Consider the following 12,912-nt stretch of genomic DNA (forward strand, 5'->3'; position numbering starts at 1 on the left):
GGCTTTTGCGTTCCGGGTCCGGTGCGGTCAGGCGCCGGCGAATTCATCCCGCGCATAGCCCTGCATGTAGAGCAGGGTGGTGAGGTCCGTGTGGTCGATGCGGGCGGGGGCGGCCTGCGCCACCACGGGCTTGGCGTGATAGGCGACGCCGATGCCGGCAGCCTCGATCATCGCCAGATCGTTGGCCCCGTCGCCCACGGCCATGGTGCTTTCAAGCGTGAGAGATTTCTCGGCGGCGAATTCCTCAAGGCTTTCGAGTTTGGCGGCGCGGCCGAGAATCGGGTCGATCACTTGGCCCGTCAAATGGCCATCTTTCAGCTCCAGGGTGTTCGCCCTGTTGATGTCAAAGCCTGCCTTCACCGCCACGCGGGCCGTGAAGAAGGTGAAGCCGCCCGAAACAAGGGCACAATAGGCGCCGTTGAGGCGCATGGTGTCGGTCACGGTGCGGATGCCGGGGGACAGTGTGATGCGCGTTCCAAAAACCTGTTCAAGCTTGGCTTCCGGCAGGCCTTCCAGCAGCTTCACCCGCTCGCGCAGGGCTGGCTCAAAGGCCAGTTCGCCGCGCATGGCGCGCTCGGTGATCTCCGCCACATGGGCGCCGATGCCGGCTTCGGCTGCCAATTCGTCGATGCATTCCTGCTCGATGACGGTCGAATCCATATCCGCCACCAGCAATGCCTTGCGGCGGTGGCCGGTGCCCTGGGTCACCACGTCGATGGGCAGGCCGTCAAGCGCTGCCCGGGCGGCAGCTTCGATGGCGTGCAGCTCCGCCGGGGCGATGTCCACCAGCAGGTCGCAGGCCACATCCTCATGCAGCCAGGCGGGCGCGCCTGCTTCGGGCACGGCGCGGCGCACTGCATCAAGGTCTTCCGCTGAAAGCTTGCGTGTTTCAGGATTTGCGATGAGGGTCAGCACCGACCGCATGAAGAATTCCGTTTCAGGCTGAGAATGACGACTGGGAAAAACCGAGTGCTGCTTATTGCAGGGCCGACCGCGAGCGGCAAGTCGGCGCTGGCGCTGGACCTTGCCGGGCGCGTGGACGGCGAGATCGTCAATGCGGATTCGATGCAGGTCTATCGCGACCTGCGCATTCTCACGGCCCGGCCGTCGGAAGCGGAGGAAGCGATGGTGCCGCATCATCTCTATGGGGCGATGGACGGAGCCATCCCGTGCTCGGCAGCCCATTGGGCGCGGCTTGCGGTGCATGAGATCGAGGGCATCTGGGCGCGGGGGCATCTGCCCATCGTCGTGGGCGGCACCGGTCTTTACTTCAAGGCACTGTCCGAGGGGCTGACGGAAATCCCCGAGATCCCCGGCATCAACCGGGAGGCGGCCCGCGTGCTGGTGGAGGAGTTCGGGCCCGAGCAGGCGCATGCGTATCTGTCGGATCGTGACCCGCAGACGGCGGCCAATATCCGCCCGTCCGACCCGCAGCGGATCGCCCGGGCACTGGAGGTGCTGGCAGCGACGGGGCGGGGGCTGGCCGCGTGGCAGGAAGCCCCGGCGACGCCGCTTCTGGACGCAGATTTCGTCAAGGTGGTGCTGGTGCCGGACAAGGCCGAGGTAAAGGAACAGGCCAATATCCGCTTCGACCAGATGATGGCTCAGGGCGCGCTGGCCGAGGTCGAGCGGCTGATGGCGCGGGAGCTGGACCCGGAGGTGCCGGTGATGAAGGCGGTGGGCGTACCGCCGCTGATGGCGCATTTGAGGGGCGAGATTTCGCTGGAAGAGGCCGTGGCGCAGGGCAAGGGGCAGACCAGGCGCTATATCAAGCGGCAGATGACCTGGGCGCGCACGCAAATGGTTTCGTGGAATGCTATTTCTGCGCAACAAATGAAAAGAAAGCGCAAAGAAATTTTGTCATTGCTTTCTGCTTCCGCTTGACGCGGCGCACAATCGCGCATAGTGTCCCGCCTCGTTTCGGGCGGACCACGGCGTTCTCCCGGCACTTTTTCAAGTATTTCGCGGGTTTTGCGGGCCGTACCGTCCGGGTGCGGCAGGGCAGGGCCCGCTTTTGGTGAAGGAAAAGGGTCATGGCCTCGCGCGAGATCAGCGGTGCGGAGATGGTTGTCAAAGCACTGGAGGATCACGGCGTAGACACGCTGTTCGGGTATCCGGGCGGCGCCGTGCTTCCCATCTATGACGCGCTGTTTGACCGTGAGACCATCAAGCACGTTCTCGTCCGCCATGAGCAGGGCGCCCTGCACGCGGCTGAAGGCTATGCGCGGTCGTCCGGCAAGCCGGGTGTGTGCCTGGTCACCTCCGGTCCCGGCGCCACCAATGCGGTCACCGGGCTGACGGATGCGCTGATGGATTCCATCCCGCTGGTCTGCATCACCGGGCAGGTGCCGACGCATCTCATTGGCAATGACGCGTTCCAGGAGGCCGACACGGTCGGCATCACGCGGCCCTGCACCAAGCACAACTGGCTCGTCCAGTCGGTGGAGGATCTGCCGCGCATCCTGCATGAGGCGTTCTATGTGGCCACCCATGGCCGTCCGGGCCCCGTCGTCATCGACATCCCGAAGGACATCCAGTTCCAGCTCGGGCTCTATCAGGGTCCGTCCACCCAGGGTCACCCGACCTACCGGCCGCAGGTGAAGGGCAATATCGACCGCATCAAGGAAGCGGTTGACCTGATCGCGACGGCGAAAAAGCCGATCTTCTATACGGGCGGTGGCGTCATCAATTCGGGGCCCGAGGCCTGTCAGCTGCTGCGCGAATTCGTCCGCACCACGGGCTTTCCCATCACCTCCACGCTGATGGGGCTGGGTGCCTATCCGGCCAGCGACAAGCAGTGGCTGGGCATGCTCGGCATGCACGGCACCTACGAGGCCAACTGGGCGATGCATGATTGCGACGTGATGATCAATCTCGGTGCGCGGTTCGATGACCGCGTCACCGGCGTGCTCGACAAGTTCGCGCCCAACGCCAAGAAGATCCACGTCGATATCGACCCCTCGTCGATCAACAAGAACGTCCACGTTGATGTCCCCATCGTCGGCGACGTCGCCCACGTGCTGGAAGACATGCTGCGCCTGTGGAAGGCCAAGTCCGCCAAGCAGGACAAGGGCGCGCTGGAACAGTGGTGGAAGCAGATCGACACCTGGCGGGCGCGGCAGTCGCTGTCGTTCCAGAACTCGGATGAGATCATCAAGCCGCAGCACGCGGTGCAGCGTCTCTACGAGCTCACCAAGGGGCCGAACACCTACATCACCACCGAAGTGGGGCAGCACCAGATGTGGGCGGCCCAGCATTATCACTTCGATGATCCCAACCGCTGGATGACCTCCGGCGGCCTGGGCACCATGGGCTATGGCCTGCCGGCGGCAATCGGCGTGCAGATGGCGCATCCGGATGCGCTGGTGATCGACATTGCCGGTGAGGCGTCGATCCAGATGTGCATCCAGGAGCTGTCGACGGCGATCCAGTATGATCTGCCGGTGAAGGTGTTCATCCTCAACAATGAATATATGGGCATGGTCCGCCAGTGGCAGCAGCTGCTGCACGGCGCGCGCTATTCGCACTCCTATTCGGAAGCGCTGCCTGACTTTGTGAAGCTGGCCGAGGCCTATGGTGCGGTCGGCATGCGGGCGGAAAACCCGGGCGAGCTCGACGACAAGATCAAGGAGATGATGGCGATCAACAAGCCGGTGCTCTTTGATTGCGTGGTCGACAAGGTCGAGAACTGCTTCCCGATGATCCCGTCGGGCGCTGCCCATAACGACATGATTCTGGCGGATGAGGCGAAAGACCCCACGGATGCTATTTCCGATGAGGGCAAAATCCTCGTATAACCCGCCCGCACGTCTTTGGATGGCCGGTCCGGTGCAGCTGCCGGGCCGGCCATTTCATCATCCGAAAACACCAAAAAGCTCAGGAAAAGCGCTGTTCCATGCGGAAACCTGAAGAAATCGAACGCCACACCATCGCCGTCCTCGTGGATAATGAGGCGGGCGTCCTGGCCCGCGTCATCGGCCTTTTTTCGGGCCGCGGCTACAACATCGAGAGCCTGACCGTGGCCGAGGTGGACGAGGCGGCGCACATGTCGCGCATCACCGTCGTCACCAATGGTACGCCGATGGTGGTGGAGCAGATCAAGGCGCAGCTTGACCGGCTGGTGCCGGTTCACAAGGTGGTGGACCTCACCGTCGAGACCAACCCGGTCGAGCGCGAGATGGCGCTGGTCAAGGTCGCCGGCACGGGCGAAAAGCGCGTCGAGGCGCTGCGCCTGTCAGACGCTTTCCGGGCGCGGGTGATCGACACCACGCACTCGTCCTTCGTGTTCGAGGTGACGGGCGCGCCGGACAAGATCAACGCCTTTGTCACCCTCATGCGCCCCCTGGGGCTGGTGGATGTCAGCCGCACCGGCGTTGTCGCCATCGCCCGCGGCGCGGAGCAGATGTAACCCCGACTTCACACACTTTGAGGGCCCCTGATCCGGGCCGCCGAGAACAACCGTTCGCAGATAAGGAAGAGACCCATGCGCGTTTATTACGACCGCGACGCTGACGTTAATCTGATCAAGGGCAAGAAGGTTGCCATCATCGGCTATGGCTCCCAGGGTCATGCCCATGCGCTGAACCTGCGCGACAGCGGCGTGAAGGACGTTGCCGTGGCGTTGCGCGAAGGCTCTGCCTCGGCCAAGAAGGCCGAAGGTGAAGGCCTGCCGGTGATGAGCGTTCCCGAGGCCGCCAAGTGGGCCGACGTGATGATGATGGTGACGCCGGATGAGCTGCAGGGCGACATCTACCGCGAGCATCTTGAGCCGAACATGAAAAAGGGCGCAGCCCTGATGTTCGCGCACGGCCTCAACGTGCACTTCAACCTGCTGCAGCCGCGTGCCGACATCGACGTACTGATGGTCGCACCGAAGGGCCCGGGCCACACGGTGCGCGGTGAATATCAGCGCGGCGCCGGCGTGCCGTGCCTGATCGCCGTTCACCAGGATGCGACCGGCAATGCGCAGGAAGTCGGCCTGTCCTACGCGTCTGCCATCGGCGGCGGCCGTGCGGGCATCATCGAGACCACCTTCAAGGAAGAGTGCGAGACCGACCTGTTCGGTGAGCAGGCTGTTCTGTGCGGTGGTCTGTCGGAGCTGATCAAGGCGGGCTTCGAGACGCTGACGGAAGCCGGCTATGCGCCGGAGATGGCGTATTTCGAGTGCCTGCACGAAGTGAAGCTGATCGTCGACATGATGTATGAAGGCGGAATCGCGACGATGAATTACTCCGTGTCCAACACGGCTGAGTATGGCGGCTATGTCACGGGCCCGCGCATCGTGACGCCGGACACCAAGGCCGAGATGAAGCGCGTGCTGACCGACATCCAGACCGGCAAGTTCACCCGCGACTGGATGCTGGAAAACAAGGTCGACCAGACCAGCTTCAAGGCCACCCGCGCCATGAATGCCGCACATCCGATCGAAGAAGTGGGCGAGCGTCTGCGCGCCATGATGCCGTGGATCGCGGAAACGAAGCTGGTGGACAAGGAAAAGAACTAGTCCGACACTCCACATCCCCGTGGAGTTCAGTTGCGTGCCGGAGGTGACGTGATGCGCCGTGCTCTTGTGATGACACTGCTGCATACGTCGCCCCGGCACGTTGACGTTTTCGAGCGTCTTTTTGCCCGGCTTGCCGCTGAGGAGGCCGCTAGGGAAGAGGCTGACGGGGGAACGGACCTGCCGGGGATCCGGCTGTCCCATGTGGTGCGCGAGGATCTGCTGCGGCGCGCCATCGCTTCAGGCGTGCTGCCGGAAGATACGTTCGAGCGTGCCGCCCGCATCCTGCATGAAGCCACTGCTTCGTCGGACGGGGTGCTCTGCACCTGCTCAACGCTTGGCCCCGCTGCTGATGAAGCCGCACGCCGGGCCGCCAAACCCGTGCTGCGGGTGGACCGCCCGATGGCGGCACTGGCCGCGCAGACCGGCCGCTCCATTGCCGTGCTGGCAACCATCAAATGCACCCTTGCGCCGACCTGCGAACTGATTGAGCAGGAAGTCGCGGCCATAGCGGACAGAGCAGATGTGGCACCGGTCCTGGTGGACGGCGCGTGGGACGCGCTTGAAGCCGGGGACACGGCCCGTGCCAACGCGCTGGTGGCCGACAATATCCGCCTTGCCCAGCGCGCCGGCGCCAATGTCATCGTCCTCGCCCAGGCTTCCATGGCCGAGGCATTGGACCAGGTGTCCGATGTCACCGTCCCGGTGCTGACGAGCCCGGCAAGTGGTTTGGCCGCGGCGGTTGCCGCCCTCAGGGCGCAAGCCTAGGCGCTGCGTCTTGCTGGTGGTCGTCGCTGGCGCAGAAGGTGTGGTCGGTGGCGGCCAGCACTTCGATCACCCGGCAGTCGGCCGCGGTGCCGTGCGCGCATTGGGCGATCATGCGGGTGAGTTCGGTTTTCAGGGCTTCGAGCCGGGCAATGCGGCTTTCCACTTCCGCCAGGCGGGCGCGGGCGATTTCGTCGGCCTCGGCGCAGGACTTGTCCGGGCTGTCCGAGAGATCAAGCAGGGTGCGGATGGCCTCGAGCGGGAAGCCGAGCTCGCGGGCATGGCGGATGAAGCCAAGGCGCTCCGCATGGGCATCGGTGTAAAGCCGCTGGTTGCCCGCTGACCGCTCCGCAGGCGGCATCAGGCCGATCTGCTCGTAGTAGCGCACGGTCTGCACCTTCACGCCGCTCTGTTTTGCCAGCTTGCCGATGGTGAACATGGATTTTCCCGCCTTTTCTCACGTCGCGGCATTTTAGCCCTTGAAGCTACAGTCGCTGTAGCTCCTATCTTGGGTGTCACTTGAGCAATTCCAAGGCCCGCCGCGCGGTAAGCGGCAGGCCCAGTAAAGGTGACATGATGAGTGGATGCTGTGGAAACGATGTGAAATTCGATGGGGCGAGCGCGGCCTATAAGCGGGCTCTGTGGATCGTCATCGCCATCAACGGTGTGATGTTCTTCGTCGAAGGGAGCGCGGGGTTTGCCGGGCAGTCCATGGCGCTCAAGGCGGATGCGCTGGATTTTGCGGGCGATACCGCGACCTATGCCATGTCGCTCATGGTGATCGGCATGGCGGTGCAGTGGCGGGCACGCGCGGCATTGGTGAAGGCCCTGTCGCTATTCGCCATGGGGGCGGGGGTGCTGGGCTTCACCGCCTATCGCGTCCTCGTGCTGAATGATCCGAGTGCGGAGATCATGGGGTCCATTGCGGCGCTGGCGCTGCTGGCCAATGTGGTGAGCGCGCTCATTCTGATGCGGTTCCGCGACGGGGACGCCAATGTGCGTTCCGTGTGGCTGTGCAGCCGCAACGATGCCATCGGCAATGCGGCAGTGATCGGCGCGGCGGGGCTTGTGGCCGTCACGGGCACGCCGTGGCCGGACCTTGCGGTGGCGGCGCTGATGGGGTGGCTGTTCACCTCGTCGGCGTGGTCGATCCTGCGGCAGGCGCGGGCGGAGCTGCGGACGGAGGCTGTGCCTGCATAGTTTTCATCCCGTAGCCCCGGACTTGATCCGGGCCCCACTCGCCTTGGTGATTGGGGATGGAGCTTGCGGGTTTTGCTCGGTTCCAGCTCTCAGCGCTGCGGCAAATGGGACTGAGAATGGGCCCTCCGGTCGAGCCGGAGGGATGCGGAGAGGGCGAGGTGCTGGGAGCTGCCTCTGATGCCGGCGAGGGGGCGTTTGGGTGCCCCTCTTTCCGTAGCCCCCGACTTGATCCGGGGCCTACTTGCCTTGGTGGTGGGGCACGGAGGGAGTGGTTCTTGTGGGGGACTAGCTTCTTGCTCTGCGGCAAGTGGGGAGGAGAGTGGGCCCTCCGGTCGAGCCGGAGGGAGGCGGAGAGGGGGGACGTGCCGGGAGTGGCCTTTTACTCCTGGCCCGGTGCTCTCGGGGCTACGGCCAGTTTGCCGATGAAAGTCAGGACCAGGAGGATACTGATGATCATGGCCAGGGTTGCCAGGAGGTAGGGGGCGCCGGGCAGATGCAGCGGGGCGTCGGGGCCGGTGAAGGTGGAGAACAGGCCGGTCATGACCAGGGGCGTGATGATGGCGGTGAGGCCCATGACGCTGGTGATCGCGCCTTGCATTTCGCCCTGTTCCGTCTCCGACACCTGCTTGGACATCACCGAGCGCAGGGCGGAGGAGCCGATGCCGACCATGGCGAAGAAGATGGTTGCCGCATACATCATCCAGCTTTCCCAGGCGATGGCGTAGCCGAGAAAGCCGATGGCGGCGCAGGTGAAGCCGATGAGGATGGCGCGGCGTTCACCCAACTTCGGCACGGCGACACCGGTGAGCCATCCCATCGAGAAGATCAGGCAGATGCCGACAAAGCCCAGCGACCAGCCGATGTCGCCCGCGTCCCAGCCGAATTTGTACATGGTGTAGAACGACCAGATCGCCGGGTTGGCGTCATGGCCGATCTGATAGCAGATCATGGCAGCCAGCAGGCCGAGCACGCCCGGGTGGCGGGCCAGCATCTTAACGGCGCCGATGGTGTTGGCGCGCTTGAGATCAAAGGCGCGGCGTTTGTCCGAAGGCAGACTTTCCGGCAGCAGCAGATAGCCATAGGCCGCATTGGCGAAGGCCAGCACGCAGGCAAGGTAGAAGGGCGCGCGCGCACTGTCGGAGAAATCCGCTACCAGCCCGCCCAGCACCGGGCCGAGCATGAAGCCGGTGCCCCAGGCAGCGCCCAGCAGGCCATAGGATTTGGCGCGGTCATCGGGCGCTGTCACATCGGCGATATAGGCATTGGCGGTGGTGAAGGTGGCCGCCGCAATGCCCGACATCGTGCGGCCGATGAGCAGCCACCAGATATTGGGTGCGAGCGCCATGACGAGATAATCGAGCCCCAGCACCGTGAGGCCGGTGATCAGGACCGGGCGCCTGCCGAAGCGATCGGACAGGTTGCCGAGGACGGGGGCGAAGAGGAAATTCATCAGCGCATAGATGAAGATCAGCGCGCCGCCCCACAGGGCGCCGTCCGACAGGCTCAGCTCCGTTACCTCGGTGATCAGGCTTGGCAGCACGGGCACGATGATGCCCAGGCCGATCGCGTCAATCAGGATGGTGATGAGGAGGAAGGGCAGGGCTTTCTTCGCCGTCGGGCTGCTTGTCTGCGCGCCGCCGGCCGTCACGTTCTCGGTCATCCGCCTATCCGCGCTCGCGGTAGAGCAGCGCCTTCACGCCGGTCTTCTCGAAGGGCTTCCAGCCACCCTCGGGCTGCGCCAGCCGGTCGGCAATGGCGTAAAGCGCCAGGGCGTTGACGCCGATGCCGATATGGGTGGCGGGCACCTCGATATTTTCCGTATGCGGATGGGCATCCTCGCGGCAGGTCTGCCAGGGGACGACACCGTCATGGCGGGTATAGATCGCCGTGCAGGGTACCGGCGGCGGGGTGCGCAGGCGCTCGGCCAGCGCTTCGTCCACGTAGCGGGAATCCATCCGCATGCCGGCGGCAAACGGGCTGGCCAGCGTGATGACCTGGCGCACGAGACGCGGATTGCGTCGGGCAAGTTCGCGGGCATAGATGCCGCCCAATGACCAGCCGACGATGGAGACGCGGCGGCCGACCCGGCCTTCAATTTCTTCAAGGCGGCGCATCATGCCCGCGCGCAGCTCTGCGTTGGGGCCGAGATTGCGGCCGAGGTTCCACGGATGCACCGAATAGCCCAGCTCACGCAGATAACGCCGCAGGATCGCCATGGAGCCATCGGTTGCCATCAGCCCCGGCAGGGTCAGCACGGGCTGGCCGTCGCCGCGCGGGCTCAGGGCCAGAAGCGCGGGCAGGGAGGCGGGCAGGGTGCCGAGTTCGAACAGCGCCCGGCCCTCGCCGAGCACGTCTCTCAGGCGCATGGTCTTGGGAAGGGCGGGAATGCGTTGCACGGGATGGGTCCGTTTGATGAGCTGAGTGCCGGTCGGGCGGGCGGTGGCCATGGCGTGTTGCAATTGGCTGAAGGCGTGCTTAAATGACCGCAAGTCATATAAAGGGGCGGCCGGACGCTAGGTCCGGCCCCACAGTAACAGGGAGAGGCGGAAATGGCGCGTGATTTTGGACATGGCACGACGGCGCTTGAAGTGGTCGAGGGGATCGACCTGTCGGGCAAAACGGTGATCGTCACCGGCGCGTCCTCGGGCCTCGGCGTCGAGACGGCGCGGGCGCTGGCCAAGGCGGGGGCGAAGGTGGTGCTGCCGGGCCGCAGCCCGGACAAGCTGGCGGGTGTGGTGGAGGATATCAAGGCCTCCACAGGCAATCAGAAGGTGGAAGCCGCGGAGATGGATCTCGGGGACCTCGACAGCGTGCGGCGCTTTGCCGATGCGTTCGTTGCCACGGGCGAGCCGCTGCATCTGCTCATCAACAATGCGGGCATCATGGCGACGCCGCACCGGACCACGGCGCAGGGCTTTGAGAGCCAGTTCGGCACCAACCATCTGGGGCATTTCGTGCTGTTCGCGCATTTGCTGCCGGCGCTGGAGAAGGCAGGCGCTAACGGCGGGGCGCGGGTGGTGGCGTTGTCCTCCACCGGCCACCGGATCAGCGATGTGGATCTGGATGACCCGAATTTCGAGGCGTCGGACTATCACAAGTGGATCGCCTATGGCCGTGCCAAGACGGCTAATGCCCTGTTCGCGCTGGAAGTGGACAAGCGTTACCAGGGCAAGGGCATCCGCGCGTTCTCTGTGCATCCGGGTGGCATCATGACCGGCCTGCAGCGGGACATGGACCCCGAGGAGTTCAAGACCCTCGGCTGGGTGGATGAAAACGGCAATGTGCGCGACGGCTTCAAGACGCCTGAGCAAGGGGCGGCAACAGCCACCTGGTGTGCCACGGCGCCCGAGCTTGAGGGGCAGGGCGGTTTTTACTGCGAGGACTGCCAGCGGGCGGAGCCGACGGATCTTGAAACCATGAGCAAGACCCATCGCGGCGTGATCCCCCATGCGCAGGACCCTGCCACCGCATCAGCGCTTTGGACGAAGTCGGAAGAAATGGTAGGAGAACGCGTTCCCGCCTGACGATCTTCTCCCATGAGGCCCCCATGCGCATCGGCACGCCGCTTACCCCCTCCGCCACCCGTATCATGCTGTTGGGCTCGGGCGAGCTGGGCAAGGAAGTGGTCATCGAGCTGCAGCGCTTCGGGGCCGAGGTGATCGCCGTGGACCGCTATGCGGATGCCCCGGCCATGCAGGTGGCGCACCGGTCGCATGTCATCGACATGACGGATGGTGACGCCATCCGCCGGCTGGTGGTGGCCGAACAGCCGCACATGATCGTGCCGGAGATCGAGGCGATTGCCACTCAGGAACTCGTGGCAATCGAGCGGGAGGGGCTGGCGGAAGTCATCCCCACGGCGGAAGCTGCGCAGCTGACCATGAACCGCGAAGGCATTCGCCGGCTGGCGGCTGAAGAGCTGGGCCTGCCGACCTCGCCTTACGCCTTTGCCACCAGCGAGCGGGAGCTTGCCAGGGCGGCTGAGACAATCGGCTTTCCGGTGTTTGTGAAGCCCGTCATGTCGTCGTCCGGCAAGGGCCAGAGCTTTGTTCAGAAGGCGGAGGATGTGGCTGATGCCTGGGCGTACGCGCTGCAGTCCGGCCGCGTTGAAGAGGCGCGGGTGATCATCGAGGGCCGCGTTGAATTCGACTATGAGATCACGCTCCTCACCGTGCGGTCGGTGGATGAGCGCGGCGATATCGCAACCTCCTTCTGCGCGCCCATCGGCCACCGTCAGGAGCATGGGGACTATGTCGAAAGCTGGCAGCCGCAGCCGATGTCGGAAAAGGCGCTGGCGCGGGCGCAGCAGATTGCTTTCAAAGTCACGTCGCGGCTCGGGGGACGCGGCATCTTCGGCGTTGAAATGTTCGTGAAGGGCGATGATGTGTGGTTCTCGGAAGTGAGCCCCAGGCCCCATGATACGGGCCTCGTGACGCTTGGCTCCCAGCGGCAGAGCGAGTTTGCGCTGCATGCGCGCGCCATTCTCGGCCTGCCGGTGACAACAGCGCTGACCCAGCCTGCTGCGAGTGCCGTGATTTATGGTGGCATGGCTGCCAGGGGCATTGCCTTTGACGGGCTCGATGCAGCGCTGCGGGTGCCCGACGCGCAGGTGCGCCTGTTCGGCAAGCCGGAAGCCTTTGTGCGGCGGCGCATGGGGGTTGCGGTGGTGCCCGCCAAGGATATCGAGACAGCGCGGGAGCGCGCGAAGCAAGCAGCGTCGGCCATCACGCCCGTCAAAGTCTGAGCGGGCGGGGTGGGCTGGCCGCCCTCAACAAGGATCAGCCTGATGCCCGACATCTTCACTCTCGTTGACCGCTATTTGGACGGGCTGTTCGCACCGGAGGATGAGGCGCTTGCGGCCGTGCACGAAACAGCGCGCGCGGCGGGCATGCCGAACATTGCGGTTGCGCCCAATCAGGGCAAGCTGCTCAACCTGTTCGCCAAGCTGATCGGCGCCCGGCGCATTCTCGAATTCGGCACGCTTGCGGGCTACAGCGCGATCTGGATGGCGCGGGCGCTGCCGGAAGACGGCAAGCTCATTTCGCTTGAATATGATCCCGCCTATGCGGAGGTGGCGCGCGGCAACATTGCCCGCGCCGGGCTCGCGTCGCAGGTGGATATCCGTGTCGGTGCAGCCCTCGACACGCTGCCGGATCTTGCCCGTGACGAGACCGAGCCGTTCGACATGGCGTTTCTGGACGCGGACAAGCGGAACTATCCAGGCTATTTCGAGTGGGCACTCAAGCTCGTTCGCCCTGGCGGCCTGATCCTCGCTGACAATGTGGTGCGCGGCGGCAATGTGCTGGTGCCGGGGGATGACCCGGATGCGCGGGGTGCGGATGAATTCAACCGCATGGCGGCTGCCGATCCGCGCTGTGAGGCCGTGGTTGCCCAGCAGATCGGCCAGAAGGGCCATGACGGCCTTGCCGTGGTCCGCGTGCGCTAGG

At 64.7% G+C, this 12,912-nt stretch carries 13 protein-coding genes; 9 read left to right on the forward strand and 4 right to left on the reverse strand.

Features of this window, described 5'->3' with window-relative positions; genetic code table 11:
• Positions 1-27: 27 nt before the first annotated feature.
• Entirely contained in the window at positions 28-924 is an 897-nt protein-coding gene (gene serB / locus HG718_RS03430; protein WP_160588628.1) for a phosphoserine phosphatase SerB, read from the reverse strand.
• Positions 925-948: 24 nt separating this feature from the next.
• Between serB and miaA the strand changes: the two genes are divergently transcribed.
• From miaA to HG718_RS03455, 5 genes are all read left to right on the forward strand, one after another.
• Positions 949-1,884: a tRNA (adenosine(37)-N6)-dimethylallyltransferase MiaA gene (gene miaA, locus HG718_RS03435; RefSeq protein ID WP_160588627.1), complete on the forward strand. Its 936-nt coding sequence runs from the start codon at positions 949-951 to the stop codon at positions 1,882-1,884.
• A gap of 149 nt (positions 1,885-2,033) precedes the next feature.
• Entirely contained in the window at positions 2,034-3,797 is a 1,764-nt protein-coding gene (locus HG718_RS03440; RefSeq protein ID WP_160588626.1) for an acetolactate synthase 3 large subunit, read from the forward strand.
• Between the two features lie 98 nt (positions 3,798-3,895).
• The gene (gene ilvN / locus HG718_RS03445) at positions 3,896-4,408 is read left to right on the forward strand and encodes an acetolactate synthase small subunit (protein WP_160588625.1); all 513 of its coding nucleotides are present in this window, start codon (positions 3,896-3,898) and stop codon (positions 4,406-4,408) included.
• Between the two features lie 60 nt (positions 4,409-4,468).
• Positions 4,469-5,503, forward strand: coding sequence for a ketol-acid reductoisomerase (gene ilvC, locus HG718_RS03450; protein ID WP_373868327.1), 1,035 nt, complete (start codon positions 4,469-4,471; stop codon positions 5,501-5,503).
• Positions 5,504-5,554: 51 nt separating this feature from the next.
• A complete protein-coding gene (locus tag HG718_RS03455; RefSeq protein WP_160588623.1) occupies positions 5,555-6,268 on the forward strand; it encodes an aspartate/glutamate racemase family protein in 714 nt (237 codons plus the stop codon).
• On the opposite strand, the gene HG718_RS03460 is transcribed toward HG718_RS03455, so the two are convergent.
• Positions 6,252-6,704, reverse strand: coding sequence for a MerR family transcriptional regulator (locus HG718_RS03460; RefSeq protein ID WP_160588622.1), 453 nt, complete (start codon positions 6,702-6,704; stop codon positions 6,252-6,254). The two genes, HG718_RS03455 and HG718_RS03460, sit on opposite strands and share 17 nt — an antisense overlap.
• A gap of 161 nt (positions 6,705-6,865) precedes the next feature.
• Here HG718_RS03460 and HG718_RS03465 point away from each other — a divergent pair, with 161 nt between their 5' ends.
• On the forward strand, positions 6,866-7,465 hold the full coding sequence (locus tag HG718_RS03465; RefSeq protein ID WP_373868280.1) for a cation efflux transmembrane domain-containing protein: 600 nt from the start codon (positions 6,866-6,868) through the stop codon (positions 7,463-7,465).
• 379 nt (positions 7,466-7,844) lie between these two features.
• Here the strand turns inward: HG718_RS03465 and HG718_RS03470 are convergent, their stop codons facing one another.
• Entirely contained in the window at positions 7,845-9,125 is a 1,281-nt protein-coding gene (locus HG718_RS03470) for a TCR/Tet family MFS transporter (protein WP_160588620.1), read from the reverse strand.
• Between the two features lie 4 nt (positions 9,126-9,129).
• Positions 9,130-9,912 (reverse strand): esterase/lipase family protein, encoded by a 783-nt coding sequence (locus HG718_RS03475; RefSeq protein WP_244617782.1) that lies wholly within the window; start codon positions 9,910-9,912, stop codon positions 9,130-9,132.
• Between the two features lie 102 nt (positions 9,913-10,014).
• Between HG718_RS03475 and HG718_RS03480 the strand changes: the two genes are divergently transcribed.
• From HG718_RS03480 to HG718_RS03490, 3 genes are read left to right on the forward strand one after another with little or no spacing between them, the layout of a single operon-like run.
• Entirely contained in the window at positions 10,015-10,989 is a 975-nt protein-coding gene (locus HG718_RS03480; protein WP_160588619.1) for an oxidoreductase, read from the forward strand.
• A gap of 23 nt (positions 10,990-11,012) precedes the next feature.
• Positions 11,013-12,209, forward strand: coding sequence for a formate-dependent phosphoribosylglycinamide formyltransferase (purT, locus tag HG718_RS03485; RefSeq protein ID WP_160588618.1), 1,197 nt, complete (start codon positions 11,013-11,015; stop codon positions 12,207-12,209).
• A gap of 42 nt (positions 12,210-12,251) precedes the next feature.
• A complete protein-coding gene (locus HG718_RS03490; RefSeq protein ID WP_205345706.1) occupies positions 12,252-12,911 on the forward strand; it encodes an O-methyltransferase in 660 nt (219 codons plus the stop codon).
• The last annotated feature ends 1 nt before the right edge of the window (position 12,912 follow it).

This window comes from Pyruvatibacter mobilis, assembly GCF_012848855.1.
GTDB lineage: Bacteria > Pseudomonadota > Alphaproteobacteria > CGMCC-115125 > CGMCC-115125 > Pyruvatibacter > Pyruvatibacter mobilis.